The 18954-nt window shown below is 49.5% G+C and carries 20 protein-coding genes and 1 pseudogene; 6 read left to right on the top strand and 15 right to left on the bottom strand.

Features of this window, described 5'->3' with window-relative positions:
* Positions 1-20: 20 nt before the first annotated feature.
* A complete protein-coding gene (gene aspS, locus ACZ50P_RS14715; protein ID WP_464132035.1) occupies positions 21-1835 on the bottom strand; it encodes an aspartate--tRNA ligase in 1815 nt (604 codons plus the stop codon).
* A gap of 312 nt (positions 1836-2147) precedes the next feature.
* Here aspS and ACZ50P_RS14720 point away from each other — a divergent pair, with 312 nt between their 5' ends.
* Positions 2148-2453: a polyhydroxyalkanoic acid system family protein gene (locus tag ACZ50P_RS14720; protein ID WP_464132036.1), complete on the top strand. Its 306-nt coding sequence runs from the start codon at positions 2148-2150 to the stop codon at positions 2451-2453.
* A gap of 9 nt (positions 2454-2462) precedes the next feature.
* Complete coding sequence (locus tag ACZ50P_RS14725; RefSeq protein WP_464132038.1) at positions 2463-3578, top strand: sigma-70 family RNA polymerase sigma factor; 1116 nt, start codon at positions 2463-2465, stop codon at positions 3576-3578.
* On the opposite strand, the gene ACZ50P_RS14730 is transcribed toward ACZ50P_RS14725, so the two are convergent.
* The 13 genes and pseudogenes from ACZ50P_RS14730 to ACZ50P_RS14790 form a co-directional block, all read right to left on the bottom strand.
* Entirely contained in the window at positions 3575-4000 is a 426-nt protein-coding gene (locus tag ACZ50P_RS14730) for an Ig-like domain-containing protein (RefSeq protein ID WP_464132039.1), read from the bottom strand. The genes ACZ50P_RS14725 and ACZ50P_RS14730 overlap by 4 nt on opposite strands.
* Before the next feature lie 554 nt (positions 4001-4554).
* Entirely contained in the window at positions 4555-5340 is a 786-nt protein-coding gene (locus ACZ50P_RS14735; RefSeq protein ID WP_011165664.1) for a FliA/WhiG family RNA polymerase sigma factor, read from the bottom strand.
* Between the two features lie 80 nt (positions 5341-5420).
* A complete protein-coding gene (locus ACZ50P_RS14740) occupies positions 5421-6251 on the bottom strand; it encodes a MinD/ParA family protein (RefSeq protein WP_464118480.1) in 831 nt (276 codons plus the stop codon).
* The gene (gene flhF, locus ACZ50P_RS14745) at positions 6248-7708 is read right to left on the bottom strand and encodes a flagellar biosynthesis protein FlhF (protein WP_464132041.1); all 1461 of its coding nucleotides are present in this window, start codon (positions 7706-7708) and stop codon (positions 6248-6250) included. Before flhF ends, ACZ50P_RS14740 begins: the two co-directional genes overlap by 4 nt.
* Positions 7698-9797, bottom strand: coding sequence for a flagellar biosynthesis protein FlhA (gene flhA / locus ACZ50P_RS14750; RefSeq protein WP_464132042.1), 2100 nt, complete (start codon positions 9795-9797; stop codon positions 7698-7700). Before flhA ends, flhF begins: the two co-directional genes overlap by 11 nt.
* Positions 9797-10858, bottom strand: a complete 1062-nt coding sequence (gene flhB, locus ACZ50P_RS14755) for a flagellar biosynthesis protein FlhB (RefSeq protein WP_464132044.1) — start codon at positions 10856-10858, stop codon at positions 9797-9799. The genes flhA and flhB overlap by 1 nt, the downstream gene beginning before the upstream one ends.
* A gap of 32 nt (positions 10859-10890) precedes the next feature.
* A complete protein-coding gene (fliR, locus tag ACZ50P_RS14760) occupies positions 10891-11670 on the bottom strand; it encodes a flagellar biosynthetic protein FliR (RefSeq protein WP_464118484.1) in 780 nt (259 codons plus the stop codon).
* Position 11671: 1 nt separating this feature from the next.
* Positions 11672-11944: a flagellar biosynthesis protein FliQ gene (gene fliQ, locus ACZ50P_RS14765; RefSeq protein WP_262553001.1), complete on the bottom strand. Its 273-nt coding sequence runs from the start codon at positions 11942-11944 to the stop codon at positions 11672-11674.
* An 8-nt stretch (positions 11945-11952) separates the two neighbouring features.
* Positions 11953-12714 carry a flagellar type III secretion system pore protein FliP gene (fliP, locus tag ACZ50P_RS14770; protein ID WP_464118485.1) on the bottom strand — a complete coding sequence of 254 codons (762 nt, stop codon included), beginning with the start codon at positions 12712-12714 and terminating at the stop codon, positions 11953-11955.
* The gene (locus ACZ50P_RS14775; protein WP_464132045.1) at positions 12711-13403 is read right to left on the bottom strand and encodes a FliO/MopB family protein; all 693 of its coding nucleotides are present in this window, start codon (positions 13401-13403) and stop codon (positions 12711-12713) included. Before ACZ50P_RS14775 ends, fliP begins: the two co-directional genes overlap by 4 nt.
* Before the next feature lie 5 nt (positions 13404-13408).
* Positions 13409-13660 (bottom strand): annotated as a pseudogene (fliN, locus tag ACZ50P_RS14780) (flagellar motor switch protein FliN); the annotation flags it as partial.
* A 125-nt stretch (positions 13661-13785) separates the two neighbouring features.
* Complete coding sequence (fliM, locus tag ACZ50P_RS14785; RefSeq protein ID WP_464118489.1) at positions 13786-14787, bottom strand: flagellar motor switch protein FliM; 1002 nt, start codon at positions 14785-14787, stop codon at positions 13786-13788.
* A 9-nt stretch (positions 14788-14796) separates the two neighbouring features.
* Positions 14797-15360, bottom strand: a complete 564-nt coding sequence (locus tag ACZ50P_RS14790) for a flagellar basal body-associated FliL family protein (RefSeq protein WP_464132046.1) — start codon at positions 15358-15360, stop codon at positions 14797-14799.
* Positions 15361-15585: 225 nt separating this feature from the next.
* On the opposite strand from ACZ50P_RS14790, the gene ACZ50P_RS14795 reads away from it, so the two are divergent.
* From ACZ50P_RS14795 to ACZ50P_RS14805, 3 genes are all read left to right on the top strand, one after another.
* Positions 15586-15867: a CsbD family protein gene (locus ACZ50P_RS14795; protein WP_464132047.1), complete on the top strand. Its 282-nt coding sequence runs from the start codon at positions 15586-15588 to the stop codon at positions 15865-15867.
* Positions 15868-15900: 33 nt separating this feature from the next.
* Positions 15901-16197, top strand: coding sequence for a hypothetical protein (locus tag ACZ50P_RS14800; protein WP_464118493.1), 297 nt, complete (start codon positions 15901-15903; stop codon positions 16195-16197).
* A 166-nt stretch (positions 16198-16363) separates the two neighbouring features.
* On the top strand, positions 16364-17152 hold the full coding sequence (locus ACZ50P_RS14805) for a murein L,D-transpeptidase catalytic domain family protein (RefSeq protein WP_464118494.1): 789 nt from the start codon (positions 16364-16366) through the stop codon (positions 17150-17152).
* A gap of 12 nt (positions 17153-17164) precedes the next feature.
* Here ACZ50P_RS14805 and ACZ50P_RS14810 read toward each other — a convergent pair whose 3' ends face one another.
* The gene (locus tag ACZ50P_RS14810; RefSeq protein ID WP_464132048.1) at positions 17165-18016 is read right to left on the bottom strand and encodes an inositol monophosphatase family protein; all 852 of its coding nucleotides are present in this window, start codon (positions 18014-18016) and stop codon (positions 17165-17167) included.
* A gap of 133 nt (positions 18017-18149) precedes the next feature.
* On the opposite strand from ACZ50P_RS14810, the gene ACZ50P_RS14815 reads away from it, so the two are divergent.
* The gene (locus ACZ50P_RS14815) at positions 18150-18941 is read left to right on the top strand and encodes an SPOR domain-containing protein (RefSeq protein ID WP_464132050.1); all 792 of its coding nucleotides are present in this window, start codon (positions 18150-18152) and stop codon (positions 18939-18941) included.
* Positions 18942-18954: the final 13 nt, after the last annotated feature.

Genomic DNA, 18954 nt, shown 5'->3' on the forward strand with positions numbered 1-18954 from the left:
CATCGGCGGGTTTTCGTTCACTACACCTTTTTTGATTCTTCCAGATGCTTTTCAGCCATGGGACTTAAGCGAATTCCCACTTCCGCCAACTGCTCGCGACTGACATCGCTTGGACATTCAGACATCAGATCTGTTGCTTTGGCCGTTTTCGGGAAGGCGATCACTTCACGGATCGCATCCGTTTCACAAAGCAACATCACCAGACGGTCCATTCCCCAGGCAATACCACCGTGAGGAGGCGTTCCGTACTTCAAAGCCTCCAGGAAATATCCAAACTTGTGCTGAGTTTCCTGCTCGCTCATGCCCAACAAACGGAACATGCCCTGCTGAATCTCATTACGATAGATACGGATACTGCCCCCGCCCATCTCATAACCGTTACAAACAAGGTCGTAAGCTTTGGCCAGCATTTTGCCGTAAGCCGCTTCGTTGTTGTTGATCAGGTCCTGAGCAAACTCATCCTTCGGAGACGTAAACGGATGGTGACGAGCCACCCAACGTTTTTCATCCGGAGAGTACTCAAGCAGCGGGAAGTCCACAACCCACAGGAACTTGTACTGGCTGTTGTCGATAAGACCCAGTTCTCGGCCCAAATGCAGACGCAAAGTGGACAAGGCCGCACAAGCGGTGTCGAAATCGTCGGCGACGATCAAAGCACAGTCACCGGGCTCCCCACCACAAGTCTTGAACATTTCAGCCAGCTTTTCAGGGCTGAAGAACTTGGAAACAGAAGAAGACAACGTGCCATCGGCTTCGGACTTGATCCACACCAGACCCTTGGCCCCCGCGCGTTTTGCCATATCCGTCAGTTTATCCAACTGACCGCGAGAATAACTGCCACCTTTTGGAGCCGCGATACCACGAACAATCCCACCGCGCGCCAGAACATCGTCAAAGACCTTGAATCCAGAACCCGTTACGACGGATTTCAGATCCTTGATTTCAACACCAAAGCGTGTGTCCGGTTTGTCGATGCCATATCTGTCCATCGCTTCCTGATAGGTCATGCGAGGAATGGCACCCACGTCGATGCCTTTGATCTCTTTCCAGATCATGCGCAGCATCTTTTCATTCATCTCCATAATGTCTTCCTGATCGATGTAGGACATCTCCATATCGATCTGGGAGAATTCCGGCTGACGGTCCGCGCGCAAATCTTCGTCACGGAAGCAGCGGGCGATCTGGAAGTATCTGTCGTAGCCAGAGATCATCAAAAGCTGCTTCAAAGTCTGCGGAGACTGAGGCAGCGCATAGAAATGCCCCGGATTCACACGAGACGGAACAAGATAGTCACGCGCCCCTTCCGGTGTGGACTTGTAAAGAATCGGAGTTTCCACTTCCAGGAAGCCATTGTCAGAAAGGAAGCGACGAACCAACTGCGCCACCTTGTGACGAGTGATCAGATGCCCTGCCAGACGTGGAGATCGCAAATCAAGATAACGATATTTCAGTCGCAACATCTCGTTGACGTTGGTGTCGCTGACCTGGAATGGAGGCACAGCGGATTCATTGAGAATCTCGCAGCGAACCGCTTCGACTTCCACTTCGCCTGTTTTGATCTTGGCATTTTTCATGCCGTCCGGGCGAGCACGAACCACACCTTCCACGGCCAGGACAAATTCGCCGCGAAGATTCTTTGCAGAAGATGTTTCAGGTTTGTTTGGGTCCAGAACCACTTGCACAATGCCTTCACGGTCACGCAAGTCGATGAAAACCAGACTTCCGTGGTCGCGTCGAACATCCACCCAACCCATCAATACAACTTTTTGACCTGCCTGAGAAAGGCTCAGACTTCCGCAATAATGTGTTCTTTTTAGCTCTTTAACAAACTTCATATATCTACCTTGTTCGTGGGCCCAGATTTACATATTGTGCCATCCCAGTCAAAAACCATATTCTTATATCCTCCATAACAAAACCTTCAGAGAGCCCCCTCGACCCCAGGCATTCTGCTTCATTTGCAATAAATTTCCCCTTATAATTTCAGAATTGAAACATCCCCGCCTCTGTTTCGGCTGTTTAAAACGATGCAGCCGCAAGGCGGAGGGGGCCCTTCGAGGCGCAAGCGCGCTCTAAGCACGTCGGAGCGAAGAAGGTCCCCCGACAACGCCGTCGGATGTGTCGTTTTCAACAGCCGAGGAGAAGAGATGCCTAAGTTTACTATTGATCATTCCAGCAGCCATTCCGCAGAGGAAGCTTACAAAAAGATTAAAGAATTCCTTTCGAACGATCAGGACATTCGACGCTTTGACCCAAAAATTCAGTGCTCCTTCGACGATGGAAGCAAATGCGCCAACCTTAAAGGATCCCAATTTAAAGCGGATATGACCGTGGCCACAGCTGGCGCAGGGAGCAAAGTCTCTGTCACAGTGGATCTGCCATTGATGCTGACTCCCTTCAAAGGTAAAGTCACCGAGACCTTGCAAAGGAAATTGGCTAAATACCTTGGCTAAACATTCATAATGGCGAAAACGAAGGCAAAATCCACCTCTTCCAGTAAAACCGCATCGGTTAAAAAAGCAGCTCCTAAAAAAGCTGCTGCAAAAACACCTGCGCGCAAATCCGTCAAGACCACGGTGGAATCCAAGCCTGTCGTTGCGGAATTGGTCGAAGACGTCCAAACCGACGACATTCGCCCTACGGTGGAAGCTGAAAAAGCCTACGCGGTTCCTGCCCCCGAGGAAGAGCTTCCCGAGATCGAAGAAGACAGCAAAGCCCTTGCTCTGGCGGATTCTTCCAAGGCCCTGACCTCGGCGGATCCGTTGGTCATGTATCTGAATGAAATACGCCGCTATAAAGTCCTGACCCGTGAAGAGGAAATGGCTTTGGCTAAGAAGTATTTTGAAAGCAAGGATCCCGAAGCCGCCCAGGCACTAGTCAAAGCCAATCTGCGTTTTGTCGTAAAAATTGCGGCTGAATACTCCAAATTTGGCTCCAAAATGATCGATCTTATTCAGGAAGGCAATGTCGGCCTGATGCATGCAGTTCGTGAATTCAATCCTTACAAGGGCGCTCGTTTGATAACATACGCCGTCTGGTGGATTCGCGGTTATATCCAGGAATTCCTGATGCGCCAGTACTCGATGGTGCGCATTGGAACGACTCAGAACCAACGCAAGCTTTTCTATCAGTTGCAAAAAGAAAAAGACGCACTGGATGCCATGGGTATTGAGCCCAACACAGCCCTGATCAGCAGTCGTCTTGGCATTCCGGAAGACGAGGTCCGCGACATGACCATGAGAATGTCCGGCCGCGATGTCAGTCTGGACCGCCCGGTTGACGAGGACTCCGGTACAAGCCTGGGGGACTTGCAGCGCCATCAGTCCGATCAACCCCTGGATGAAGCGCTGGCGCACAATGAACAACTGGAAATCCTGAAACAAAAGATCGAAGAGATCCGCCCGGAGCTTTCTGACCGGGAAAAGATCATCCTGGATGAGCGTATTTTGAATGACGATCCTCTGACTCTGCAGGAGATCGGTGAAAAATATGGAATCACCCGCGAGGCCGTCCGTCAGATGGAGGCCCGCCTGATGAAAAAGATCAAAGCCAAAATGGAAGAGAACTCCGAAGGCTAACGAAGAACTCCGCGACCACGCAAATGCAGGACAATGTCTTCCTGTGGAGTCAGTTCCAATTCCAAATCACCACGATGCAAACCTAAGTAGCGCGGCTCAAAAAAGACCCGAATGCGGCATTGTTGCCCCCGAAAAAGAAGGCGAGGGCAATTGTCGCGAAAACTGAAGGCGCCGCTTCCGTTCAAATCGAGGTCATTGATATAAATGGGAATGCTGGTGTTGTTGCGTAGATAGAAGTTCGCGCGTACTTCACGAAAAAGACGAACTCTTCCAAAGTTAAAATAGTAGTCCCTATCCTGAGCTTGGACTCCGTCACCAAAGACAATCTCATGGTTGTGTTCGTAAACGCTTTCGGACCCCTCTTGTGCCTGAACGGGAGAAGCGAGGAGAAGACCTAAGAAAAGAAATGGCAGAATTTTCATAAGTACCTCCTGGTTACCCTCATTCTGAAGGGTCCCTTGGACGACCGCAAAACCATTTTCCAGCATGAAGAAAATTTCATATCATGGCTTGGAGACAATTCGCCCCTTCGCCCGGGGTGATGGGCCCCTGCTGCCGCACAGTGCTTCAGAAAATAAAAAAGGATCTCTTCAGCTGGAAGAGATCCTTTCGGAATCCAGAAGTCCATCGCCATACTTAGCGACTTGGGTTTCTTCTTTCACTTCTATCTGTCTGTGGTCTTTGAGGCTCCTTTGAACTCCGCTCAGAGGAAGAGGAGCGCTCAGATCTTTCATGTCTGCTGCTTTCTTCTCTTTGAGTTCTTTCTCGGGATGAATCTGGCTGCTGTGGCCGGTTCGTTCTTTCTGTGCCCATAGAGTTCCTCCTTGGCTTTGATATAAGCTTGCTTGCTTATATTCTCTTCCCAAAGCAAAGACCCTGCCATGAGTTGTTTAACACAGGCTTCAGAAACAAAAAAATCCTCCCGAAAAAATATCTTGGGAGGCTTTTGCTTAAAATCAAATTATTTCAAAGGATGTTACGCGATTTCCAGTTCACCGGCACCGATAGTGGCCGCAAGCTTCGCACGCAATCGGGCGACAGCCTGTGCATGCAACTGAGACACGCGGGACTCTGTCACACGCAAGACCTGGCCGATTTCCTTCAGATTCAAATCCTCGTAATAATACAAAGATAGAACCAGACGTTGTCTTTCAGGCAGCTCTTCGATCGCCTGAGCCACAACTTCTTTGATGTTCTTCACATTCAACTGATTGAAAGGACTGTTCGTGCGGGAACCTTCCAGAATATCCATGATGGACTTTTTATCGGTATTACTAAAGCTCGTCGCCTGATCAATAGGCAACAAGCTGACCGGGCGAACCTGATTCACAAGATCGTGGAATTCGTCAATGCTGACATTCAACGCCTTAGCCACTTCTTCATCTGAAGGTGTGCGCCCCAGATCCGCTTCCAACTGAACCATGGTTTTATCCAAAAGCTTGGCTTTGTCACGAATCGAACGAGGCACCCAGTCCTGAGCGCGCAATTCATCCAGAATCGCTCCACGGATACGGAATTCAGCATAGGTTTTAAACTTATTGTCACGGGTGGAGTCATATTTTTCGATGGCATCCATCAAACCGATCACACCCGCAGAGATCAAATCATCCAGTTCGATGTTAGAGGGAAGTCTGACGGCAATCTTTTGAGCGATGAATTTAATCAACGGCGCATATTCACGTATAAGGTCATCTTTCTGAGTGGGAGCGAGCTTACGTGGCTCTTCCTTATATTTCTTCAACAATGCCGCATTTTTCCCCATATTTTTCCCTCTTGAAATCTATGTTATCAAACAGGTCGGTGCCCTAAAAGTCCAATTCTCTCAGAATTGGAAACTCGGACCTACGCACTTCCGACGACCTGGTCCCAAAACATCTGCATGCCACCGACGCACTCAATCTGTTTGCAGGACTTCTCCACCTGATTACAAATTTGACGAATAGCCTTTGAAGATTCCGCCCCGATTTCATGTCTCACAATGAGACGCTGCATTTGGTTTGCCTTACGCAGAACCACATCATTGGGAACCGAACCCCAATAATCCAGACCTATGTAGAGGAACTTATTAACCACATCATTGAAGCGTTGATACAGTCCCAACCCCTCCTGTTCATCACGCACTTGATTGCAGATGATGGAGAAATGATTGACCTTGTATTGCTTATGTAAAACTTTGATCAACGCATAGGCATCCGCAAAACTGGCAGGATCTGGCGTGATCACCACGGACACGGTCTGTGCCGCAGAGTTTAGGAACAAAACATTTTCAGCGATTCCCGGAGCGGTATCGATCAATAAATAGTCAAAGCCCAAGGGAAGTGCGCTGACCGCCTCCACCATTGCTCTTCTTTCAAAATGATTCAGATGATTGAATTCCACGATGCCACTGCCGCCAGGGATCAAGAACACATCCTTGGAAACTTCCATCAGGATGTCGCGCATCTCTTTGCGACCGGCGATGATGTCATGCAAATTTCCTGTCGGACGAACACCAAACAGAATATCCACATTAGCCATACCCAGGTCACCATCGAGGATCAAAACCTTTTTGCCTTTTTGCGCCAGGGTCAGTGCCATGTTCGCGACCAATGTGGTTTTACCCACACCCCCTTTGCCGGATGTGATACTGATCGTGCGCGTGCGCTGCATATTGAAAGAATTCATTCTGCTCATACAGCTTCAGAGTCCTGTTGTTTAAGTTTTGTGATACGGAAAATCAGATCCAGCAAACGTTCTTTGGTTGCAAACTCGAAGTCCTCTGGAACACGAGGCCCGATCCCGAACGAGTGCAATGGCACATCGAATCTCTTCATAAAGTTATAAATGGTCCCATGCTGGGTGGATTCATCCAAAGATGTGAAAATCACATCTTTATACCCCAGAACGGAATAACGACGACCCAGTTCAGTGCAGTCACTGTCCTTGGCATTGGTGGACAGAGTCAGATGAATGTTCGGGTTCAGTGCCGCAGGCGGCAGAAGACTCTTCAACATCTGAATCTCGTCGTTGCTCTTAAGGCTCAAACCTGTGTAGTCGACCAACACGCAATCCACATTTGCCAGATAACGCATCAAATTCGTCCAATCCTGCTGAGTGCGAATCACCGAGAACGGGACATTCAAAATCTGCGCGTAAATTTTCATTTGATCGGCCGCCCCCACCTTAAAGGTGTCTGTCGTGAACAAGGCAATCTTTTTGCCTTCACGAACCACCATGTGGCTGGCCATTTTAATCAAGGCCGAGGTTTTGCCGCTTCCTGCCGGGCCGACAAAACAATGAATCTTCCCCTGACCTGGATTGGTTGCGATCTTTGTGGCATCCAGAACATGACGAGCCACCCAAGCTTCGACCAAAGATCGATTCTTCAGCTTCAGAGCCGGAAGTGTTTCCTGTGCCTGAGTCAGGATTTCCGCCGCGATCTCGGGCGCCATTCCTGCACCGGTCAATTTGGAGTAGACAAAGCTCAGGTCATAATTAATGCCATAATCTGCACCCGGATGAGATCCGGCAAAGGTTTGAGGCATCTGCTGGAACTGGCTGATAACTTGTTTCAGACTGGCAATTTCATTTTTCAGGGCCTGAATTTCAGGCGTTTCAACCGCCACCGGAGCCGCTGGCCGTGCCTGCGGCGCGGTTGTTTTTGTCTGGGGATTGGTCTTTTTTACGGCATTTCCACCACGAGAGAATATTTCATCCTGCTCCTGGAAGGCATTCAACGCTCTTTGTGCCGCAGAACGCACTCGTTCTTCAGACACTCGGTTCTGCCGATTCAACTCATGTTCATCTTCGATATCAATGTATCGTCTTTGTGTGATGGGCTGAGCCTGAGCCGGCGCCGCCTTTTGCACATGCTTTTCCACCATCTTCTGGATCAGCTCTTTCTGCTGTCTGGCAGAACTGTTATTGAACTTAACCCGGTCCTGTTCGCGCAATCTGGATTCAGCAAACTTCTTTTTTTGCAAAGTCTCTTCAGAAACGGCGGCTGTAATCTCCACGCTGCCCTCTCCGACAAGACCGAAGCTTTTATTGTTGTCGCGCGCCGACAGGATGATGGCATCAGGCCCCAGCTGGGTCTTGACCATCTCCAAAGCTTCTTTCATGGTACGTGCTTCAAATTTCTTAACCTGCATGGCTCATCTCCACGAGTGCAACAGAGTTCACATCCGCATCCGACGACAATTCATTGTGTGAAAGCACAACCAACTGAGGAATAAAGCGGGACGTTAATTTATATAAATGACGACGTGACGTTGGGCTGGTCAGCAGAATCGGCTGACTGGCCACTTCAGGATGGTTTTCCACCGTGCGGGCAATTTCGTTGATCAAACGATGTGCCGTGTTCGGATCCATCACCAACTGCACCCCTTGCTCAGTTTGCAGCAACGAATTGGCGATCAATTCCTCAATATGAGGATGCAATGTCATAACCGGGATATTGCCCATCTCCGTCGTGTACTTCGCCGTGATACCACGAGCCAGAGCGCGGCGAACCTGCTCTGTCAGTACCTCGATGTCCTTCGTGCGAGGAGCATCATCCGCCAGTGTTTCAAAGATCGTCAGCAGATCACGAATGGACACTTGTTCCTTCAACAGGTTCTGAAGGACACGCACCACAGATCCCAATGGAAGCAGATCCGGGATCAGTTCTTCCACCACTTTCGGATGAGACTTCTTGAAGTTTTCAATAAGCGCCGAGGCTTCTTGACGACCCAGAAGCTCATGCGCATGGGTGCGGATGATTTCTGTCAAGTGAGTTGCCATGACTGTCGGCAGATCCACCACGGTGTATCCAGCCAGTTCTGCATCCTCTTTACGCGCAGGCGAAATCCAAAGGGCATCCAAGCCAAATGCCGGCTCTTTTGTCGGAATACCTTCGATTCTTTCAGCCACATTGCCCGGATCCATCGCCAGCAAAGCTTCCGGACGAAGAGTCCCGCCCCCGACGCGATTGCCCTTGATCATCAGGCGGTATTCGCCCGGTGCCAGTTGCAGATTGTCGCGGATGTGAATACTTGGAACCAAAATTCCCAGATCCAGAGCAAACTGCTTGCGGATGCTGACAATACGTTCAAGCAAGTCACCGCTTTGATCGGATTCAACAATATTGATAAGGCCATAGCCCACTTCCAGCTCGACCATGTCCAGCGGAAGCATCGTTTCGATGTTTTCTTTCTTCGGCGCTGACAAAGCCGCTTCGGACTGTCTTTTCGCCACTTCGGCCTGCTCGGCACGGGCTTTTTTAATAACCCAGGCAGTTCCACACAACAAACCACCCATCAACAAGAATGGGATGGTTGGAAGACCCGGCACCAGACCCATCAGGATCAAAACCGCACCGGAGATCATCACCGCACGAGGTTTCACAAACAACTGACCGGTGACTTCCTCACCAACGTCTTTTTCAGAGTTGGAAGTACGAGTCACGATAATACCGGCAGCTGTCGAGATCACCAACGCCGGGATCTGGGAAAGCAAACCGTCACCAATGGTCAGCATGGTGTAGTATTTCGCAGCCGTTCCGACATCAAGACCCTTTTGAATAACCCCGATCGCCAAACCACCAATGATATTGATCATGGTGATGATGATACCGGCAATGGCATCACCGCGAACAAACTTGGAGGCACCATCCATTGCGCCATAGAAGTCCGCTTCGCCTTCGACCTGCTTACGGCGTTTACGAGCCTCGGCTTCGGTGATATGACCCGCATTCAGTTCCGCATCGATGGACATTTGCTTACCAGGCATCGCATCCAAGGTGAAGCGAGCTGCAACTTCCGCCACGCGCCCGGAACCCTTGGTGATAACCATGAAGTTGATGACCATCAGGATCAAGAACATCACAAAACCGATCACATAGTTTCCACCCACCACAAAGTTCGCAAACGATGCGATCACGTGACCGGCGGCCTGCTCCCCTTCATGCCCGTGAGTCAAAATCAAACGCGTCGTGGCCACGTTCAGGGCCAGACGGAACAAGGTCGTCATCAGAAGCAATGACGGGAAAGATGTGAAATCCAAAGCTCTGTCAGTGTAAATACTAACCAACAGGATCAAAATGCTGATGGCCAAAGAGAAAGTCAGGGTCAAATCCAGCATTACCGGAGGCAAAGGAATGATCATCACCGCAAGGACTGCCAACAGACCCACAGCAATGAAAAGATCCGTATTCTTCGTGATCTTATCGAATCGTTTTAGAAACTGAAACAACTGATCCATTATCTTTTCTTCCTACGCAAACGGTAAACGTACGAAAGCACTTCGGCCACAGCCACAAAAAGCTCCCGGGGAATAACTTGTCCAATTTTCAAAGTCTTAAAGATCGTGCGCGCCAGTGGCTTGTTTTCCACGATCGGCACATTGTGCTCGCGCGCCACTTCTTTGATTTTTTCCGCAACATGATCCGCCCCCATGGCCACGATCTGTGGTGCCGGCAGATTGTCGGTGTATTTCAGAACCACCGCGATGTGCGTAGGATTGGTGATGACCACATCGGCCTTGGGAATTTCCGACATCATGCGCTTACTCGCCATTTCACGCTGGATTCGACGGATGCGGGATTTGATCAGCGGATCACCCTCACGCTGCTTGTGCTCTTCTTTGACCTCTTGCTTGGTCATCATCATTTTCTTTTCAAGATCATAGCGCTGATAGAAGTAATCCGCGCCAGCAATCACCAGCATCACGCCACCAACACCACCAAGCAGCTTCACCACGACAACACCCACGTAGGCGATGATCTGTTCGATGGAGTACGTCAGCATATAAGGAACCTGATTCACTTCACTGCGCAGAAGGAAATAGAGGATCACACCCACGGTGCCCATTTTCAGAATGGATTTCAGGGCCTCAACAACGGCACGAAGGCTGAAGATGCGTTTGAAGCCTTCAGCCGGATTCAATTTTTCAAAATTAGGAGAAACAGCGTCTTCGACCTGAAGGAAGCCGATCTGAACAATCGAGGAAGCAGCACCGATAATACCGGTAAACAGCAAAACGGGCGCCACAAGGATCATGGCTTTGATCCCGCAATATTTGAAAGCCTCTACAAAGTTTCCTTCTCGCACCATCTTGACCATGTCATCCCCGAAGGAATGCTGGAAGATCTCAAAGATGTTCTGAAAGAAAAAGCGACCCAAAGCATACACGCCACCAGCCGCGGCCAGTAAAATTACTGCCGACGCCAGCTCCTTTGTATGTGCAACGTTCCCTTTTTTGCGAAACTCTTCCCGTCTCGCGTCCGTTGCTTCTTCGGACTTTTCGCCGTTATCCTCAGCCATCTCGTTCCTTCCTAGAACTTAAAAGCCTTACCCTATAAGTGTTTCATCACATCGAACAGTTTGCTAGCTGTGATTTCAACAACTCCATTCATTTCCATAACCAACAAAGGAAGGCAGATGAAAACCACCGCCATTCCCATCATAATCGTCACTGGCATACTTGTGACCAGGACGTTGATCTGGGGCACGGCTCTTCCCAGAATACCCATCGCCAAATTCACAATCAAAATCGCCACCAGAATCGGGGCGCACATTTTAATCGCCATGACCAGAACCGCCTGGCCGTAAACGGCGATTTCTGCAAACGGCCCGATATTTAAAGCCAAAGAACTCACCGGAACCAGCTCATAGCTTTGCGCAATCGCGGTCAAAAGCATGTGGTGCCCGTTGATCGCCAGGAACACCAGGGTGGCCATAGCGGAGTAGAATTGCTCGACGACGCCCCCTTGGGAACCCATCATCGGGTTATAGATTTGAGCGGCACTTAAACCCACGCTCATGGAAACCAGATCCCCTGTCATACTGACCACAAAGAAGAACAGTCGGGTTAAAAAACCCAAGGTCAATCCAACCAGCAGCTCTCGCACGGCCAAACCGATGATTTCATTGGAAATTAGCCCATAATCAACATTTCCAACCTTCACCACTGGAAAAATAACCATGGCTAAAACCAGTGAAAGCAGGACCTTAATAGGTGCATTCACCAGCGGAGAGCCAAAGAACGAAGAGGACACGACATAGGCAATCATGCGCAGTAGAACCAACGCAAAAAGAAGAATCTGAGCCTCTGTCAACGCACTCCAGTTCAGCACTCTATTCCCTCACCATCACGGCAATATTTTCAAATAAATTCACGGTGTAAGTACTCATCACGTCCATCATCCACGGGCCGGCCAGGATAAACACCGCCGCCACCACGATCATTTTTGGAATGAACGTCAAAGTCGCCTCATTGATCTGAGTCAAAGCCTGGAACACACTCACGGCCAGACCCACAACCAATGTGCTGATCAAAAGCGGTGCCGCCAACATGGCAGTTGTTCGAAGCGCATCCTGTCCCAGTCGAATCACCAATTCATCTGTCACTTTTCACCTCACCCGAAACTCTTAACCATGGAACCGATAAGCAGACCCCATCCATCCACAAGAACAAAGAGCATAATTTTAAACGGCAACGAAATGACGACTGGAGGAAGCATCATCATACCCATGGCCATCAAAACACTGGCGGCGACGATGTCGATCACCAGGAATGGCAGGAAGATGATAAAACCGATCTGGAATGCCGTCTTCAACTCGGAAACCACAAAAGCCGGAACCAAAACCATCGTCGGCACATCCGCGCGGGTTTTTGGTTTATCCACTTTGGAAAGCTTCAGGAACAACGCCAAATCCGAATCACGAGTTTGATGGAACATAAACTTACGCAGCGGAGCCAACGTGTTTTCCAGCGCCTGATCCTGAGAGATCTTCCCGGCCATATAGGGCTGAATACCATTGGTGTTCATTTCATTGAACGCCGGCTGCATCACAAAGAAAGTCAAAAACAAAGCCAGACCCACCAGAAGCTGGTTGGGTGGCATCTGTTGAACCCCCATCGCCTGTCTTAGGAAAGACAGTACGATGATAATACGGGTAAAGCCCGTCATCATGATCAAAATGGCCGGAGCCAAGGTCAGGACCGTCATGACCATGATAAGTTTCACAGCATTCACAACCTCATTAGGGTTGTCTGTGGTCTTAAATCCCAGATTCATTGTTGGCAATGTGACCTGCGCCAACGCAGGCGAACTTGCCAGAAAGATAGTCAGAGGCAAAAGAAGCAGACTCCAAAGAGCCCATTTATTCTTAATCACTGAAGAGACCTCATGCCTTTCAGGCGTTTGGAGACGATGTCTTTAATACCACTGATGGCGAACTCTTCATCCAGGTCCATGTCCTTGGCACTGCGCTTGCGGGGGGCTGGCACTTCTTCTTCGGTCTCATCAAAGTCCGCGTCTTGAGCGGACTGCCCCAGAACCTTCCCGAAGCTTTGTGGAGCCTCTTCCGGAACCTCATCATCCAAAAGAGACAGCGACTTGATCATGGAGATATTATGATCTGTCACGCCAATCAGGATGGATTCACCCGCCACACGCACAATCGCCAGACTTTTTTTAGGCCCCAGATAGTGCTGCTGCAAAACCTTGATCTGCGTCTGATGTTTCATCGCGCGCGGGATTTTGTATTTTTTCAGGAAGAAGTAAGCTCCGGTGCCCACAATACCCAACAGGGACAACGTAAACAGAATACGGAACACACCACTGCCTTCGTTGGAGGCTGTCTTTTTACTTTCCAGATTCAGAAGAATTTCTGACTCTTTGCGATTGTCCACTTTTGGCAGATCTTTTGGATCCGCCGTAGCCGCCGCTGACAGCTCCTGGGATTCAGAATCCACCGGGGCCGTCAAGGTCGTCTCCTCAACAACAGCGCCTGCCGTCTTTTCAGAAGCCTGGGCAGAAACTGACACAACAAGGATCAAAGAAAGCAACCAACGCATTTTCATACCTCTTATCTGAGCTGTTCCACACGCTCAGCAGGAGAAATAATATCAGTCAAACGCACACCGAACTTCTCGTTCACCACCACGGCCTCACCGCGTGCGATCAACTTGTCGTTCACGTACACTTCCATCGGCTCCCCCGCCAATTTGCTCAGCTCAATCACAGAGCCTTGAGTCAGGTTCAAAAGCTCGCTGACCGGCATTTTGGTACGCCCCAGCTCCACGGAAACCTTGAGAGGAATATCCAGGATCAGGTTCAAGTTTCTGTCTTTATGTGTCGGCATTTCGCTGGAGGCTCTTTTACTGCCAGCTTCAGCCATTCCTGCGGCTTCGGCCACCAGCTGATCTGCCAGGTTGTCCAATGTATCGTCGCTCATTCATCCCCCTACTTTTCCACCGGTCTGGTCACTTGGACAGCCACGGTTCCATGATGTATTCCGTAATAACCTTTAAACTTTCTAACACCTTCGACAGCCACGTCGAATTCACCGGACGCATCCTGATCCAACGGGATCACATCGCCCACCTTCAGATTCATCAGATCACGCAACTTGATTTCGGTTTCACCCAGGTTCACTTTGATTTCCATATCTGTTTCCAGCAACTGCTCCTGAATGATCGCCGTCCAAAGCTTTTTGTCCGTCTGGTCCGTTTCCACCTGGAAACCAGTCTGTAGCTTCTGTTTGATCGGCTCGATGGTCGCGTAAGGAATCACGATGGAAATCGTGCCCGTCGCATTTTCCAATTCCACGTCAAATGTGGAGGCAATAACCACGTCCGTCGGTGGCACAATCCCCACGAACTGCGGATTCACCTCGGTACGCACAAAAGAACAACCGATCTTTTCAATGGAGGCCCAGGCCATTTCCATGTCATTGATCGCCAGCCCCACCACCTTTTGGACAATCGAAAGCTCAATCGGGGTGAAGTCTTTACCGTCAATTTTTGTATAAGGACGATCCGCCCCACCGAAGAAGCTGTCCACCAGCGCGTAAGCCAGCTTGCTCTCTATAACAAACAAGGCAGAACCACGCAGATTACCGAAACGCAGAACGCTCATGCACGTGGGCATGGGAAGTGTATTGATAAACTCGCCAAACTTTAAGAACTCTGTGGAGGTCAGTGTGATAGACGCGATCTTACGAAGCGCCGAGGACAACGACACCCGGAAGGCCCGCATGAATTTTTCGTAGATAACTTCCAATTGAGGAAGACGGCCACGAATAATACGATCCTGACTGGTCAGATCGTAAGAAACGATCTTGCGCTCGTCCACCTTGCCGACGTTCTGAGCTTCGGGCTTGGATGTTTCTGAAGAGGCGACATCCCCATCGGAGACCGCCGCTAACAGAGCATCCACTTCACTTTGTGAAAGAACCTGATTCATAGTCCTGCCTTAGTTATAGATAAACTCTGTGAAGAACACGTTTGAAATCTTCCCCTGGACCAGGAAAGAGTTAATGGTGTCCTTGATTTCACTTCTTAAGCTGTCTTTGCCTTCGCGGGACGAAACTTCCGCGTAAGTCTTGCTGGAAAGGATAATAATAATGATATCGCGGATCTGGGCCTTGCGCTTTTCCAGTTCCTCCATGGCATGGGTGCCGGTCACTTCCAGCTCCATGTTCACCTTGGCCACCTGACGGCCTTTAGAACCAGCCAGATTAACGATAAAGGTTTCCAAAGGAACCACCTTGCCGATGACTTCCTTCTCTTCGGTCGCTTCTTTGTGTTGAGCTTCCGCCTCACCTTTAATGACGTGTTCGATTTTAGGCTCTGCTGCCTCTTTTTTTCGGTTTGAATAAAGCATGAAACCCACGCCGGCAACGACGAGCATATTAATGACCGCCAGGGCAATAAGTAGTATAGGCTTTTGTCCAGATCCCCCGCTCGGAGCTGACACTGCTTCCGATGCTGCCGCTTTTTCTTCAGCCACTTCATCCTCCATGATGAATGACCACATAGTGGTCCTATCAAGATTGAAAGCAACAGAGATGCCAACAGGACCCAAGTCCTGTCAGGAAGACTGCGGTCCAACACATTTGATTTCAGGCAAAATTTGCCCCTGTAGTGAATGTTTGCCGGGTAGTAATTCTATGACAGTAGTCAAAGTTTTGGCGCAGAAATTTGACTATTTGACCAAACGGGAGCCTCCTAAAGATAGCCGAATCCACTCAAGGAGGTACTTATGAACAAAGACATATTCCAGGGAAAAATTAAAGAGATCTCTGGCGAGATTCGCAAAAAATGGGGCGCCCTCACCGATGATGACATCCAAAAAACAAAAGGCAATTTGGAAGCATTAAGCGGACTGGTTCAACAAAAGATCGGCCTGTCCAAAGAGGAAGCCTCCCGTCAGGTCAAAGACTTCATGTCGGGCCTGGATAGAAAATTTACCAGCGGTGCAGATAAAGCCAGCGACAAAGTGAATGAAAAAATCGACAAAATAAAAAGTAAGTTGTCTCACTAGCACATCCCGACCCAGGTCGAGGAAGGAGCATCTATGGACAAGCAATCCTTCGAAAATAAATTCGGAGCTTTCTCCAGCGCTTTGAAACAGAAGTTCGCAGGTCTTAATCTGACCGATGAGGAAATTCGAAAAGCCTTAAAGAACCCCGACGAGCTGGTGTCCTTGGTTTCCGCTAAAACCGGCATTCCCCGGGACGAAGCGGACAAGCGTGTTCATCAGGTCATGAGCACTGTCGGCATTGATGACTCAACCGTCAAAGGCTTCATGGAAAAATGGGGCGACAAAGTGGGCGATAAATTAGCTGATATCAAAAACAAACTCAGCCACTGACCCGAAGAATAGGAGAGGCAACCCCTCTCCTATTTTTTTTGCGAACACCAGGTGCAATAGAGCGAATTTCCGTCCCTTTTTTGTGTTTTATTCCTGTCTAAAATCCTGACAGTTTTCATTCTGTCCAAGCCATACTATAACGGGTTCCTATTTAGTAGGAGACCCAATGAAATTGTATTTGAATCTGGTTTTAGGCGGACTGATTTGCACTCTGGGGCTGACGGCCCACGCTCAATCTTCCGGTAGTGCCATCACCAAAAAGATCCTCAGTGCGGGGGTTCCGGCCGACGCGCTCTCTCGACTGACTAAATTCATGTATGAAAACCGTGGCCGCAGCTTCAATCAGGACACCTACATCTGCGAAGGAAAAGATCCGGCCAGCGTCCGTCCTTGTGAAGAAAACAAGCGTATCCGCAGCAGCAAGACGGTCACGCTGCAAAACCCTCAGTATGTGGCTATCGTGGATTATACTGCCCCTTCCACTCAACGTCGTTTTTACTTCATAAATATGCGCACCGGGGATGTGCAGAAATATTATGCCTCTCACGGCATCGGCAGTGGTGAGGGCAACTACGCTTATAAATTTAGTAACACCAAAGATTCCCGCCAGACCTCTCTGGGTTTCTACCTGACGGGAGAGATCTACACAGGCTCTTACGGCAAGACCTTGCGCATGTATGGTCTGCAAAAATCCAATGATCAGGCTTATAACCGTGACATCGTTGTCCACGGAGCCTGGTATGTGGGCGAGGACTTTATAAATATGAAAAATCCAAAGACCGGTCAGCCTTTCGGCCGCCTGGGGCTTAGCTGGGGTTGCCCAGCACTCTCCCTTTCCATGGCTGACAAACTGATTCCTTACCTGCAAAAAGGCAGTGTGATTTTCCACTACCACTCCACTTTGCTGGATGAATCACAAAGCGGCCGACTGGTCGTTGGCACAAATCCAAAGTAACCGTCGATCTTTCTAGTTGGTGCCTTCGCTCAAATGGGGCACCAGCACCTTTTGTATCTCTGCCACCATCGCCGCATTGCCTGCCACTATCGAATTCTTATAAGGCGTGTACTTGTCTCCGCGATAAGTCTGCACAACACCACCGGCTTCTTCCACCAGCAGAATTCCCGCAGCCGCATCCCACGGCTGGATATTTCGTTCCCAGTAGCCATCAAACACACCCCGAGCCACTTGCGCAAGATCATAGGCGGCAGCCCCAGGACGACGCACACCTCGGCATTTGCGGACCATCTCATCGAAGATGCGCAACTGCTCTGAGATCACATGCTCATGCTCTGACACAAAACCCGTCGCCAGCAGACCTTTTTTGAGTTCCGTGTTTTTGCTGACACTTAAACGGCGCCCGTTGACGAAGGCTCCGTGGCCACGAATCGCCGTGTAAGTTTCCTTTAGAATAGGCACATCAATCACAGCCAACTGAATCTGACCGTCAATTTCCAGCCCTAGACTGATGCAGAAAATCGGAAAGCGATGAACATAGTTCGTGGTTCCATCCAGCGGATCGAGGATCCAGCGCCCGTTGGGGCCGGCCTTGCTCAACGCGACATTGGTCCCGGTTCCATGAGAAGCGGCAAAGGCTTCCTCGCCCAAAAATTCAATTTCAGGAAAATTTTTCCTAAGATGCTCTGCGATGACTCTTTCTGATTCTTTATCGGCTTCACTGACAAGACCCGCCTGGAACTTTTCTTCCACGTGCTCTAAGTTACCGAAATAATTGAGAAGCACTTCCCGCCCTAGACTGACAGCCTTGATAGCTTGACCTAAGACCTGCTTCCAATCCCTTGATTTTACGCTGTTTTCCACGCTTTCCCCTTTGGGCCAGACCCTTGGATGATTGACCAGTTTAGCGGATTAACGCTACCATGTTTGAAGGGCCAAAGGAAGGGCCCGAAACTTAAGCATTCAAGCGGGTTTAAAAATTATGAGGATTGAAAAAATGGGTTCTAAAATGGATGTCGTGGTAAAACTAACATTAGTTTTCTCTATCTCTTTGTTGTCCTTCTCCATCGGTATTTTTGCCGGCAAAAAGTATAGTGACAACCAACACGCTCTATCTGCTTTGGAGCCGCAAAAGTCTTCTCACACTGAACGCGAAGTTGCATCTGTTCCTTCTTCTGAGCCGACCTCTGAAGGCAAAGTGGGCGCAATGACAGATGAAGAAATTGCCAAACTGGCTGAAGAATTTGTGGCTGACGAAACCACGCCGGTCGCTGCTGGCGAAGCCACAGCCCCTGCAACTGAAGGTCACCACGCTGAAGTGGCTGAAAGCAAAACTGAAACAAAAGTAGAACCAAAAGATCCGCACAAACCAATGCCTATCAAAGCCGACAAGACACCTGTGACTCAGAACCACGAGCCATCTGAAGCGGCAAAAACTGTGGCAGCAGGCAAGTCCCCGGCCTCTTTGGAAGCTGTAGATAAAAAAGTGGCTGCCAAAGAAGACCGTCTGCCATCCTCTTTGCCGAAAGATGTCGCTCAGTTCGCAGTGGGCAAATTCACTGTGCAAGTGGCTTCTTACGCGGATGAAGGAGAAGCACAGAAAATGGCTTCTGACCTTAAAAACAAAGGCTACAGCGCCTTCTACGTTCCTGCGAACATCAAAGGCAAAACCTGGTTCCGCGTCAGTGTTGGCCAGTTCGCCACACAAAAAGAAGCTCAGGCTTACCGCACAGAGCTTGTGACGAAAGCCAAAGTTGGCTCTGCAATTGTTCAGAAAATCACTGAATAGTTTTTAGAAGTAC

Source organism: Bdellovibrio sp. CKG001 (assembly GCF_055397465.1).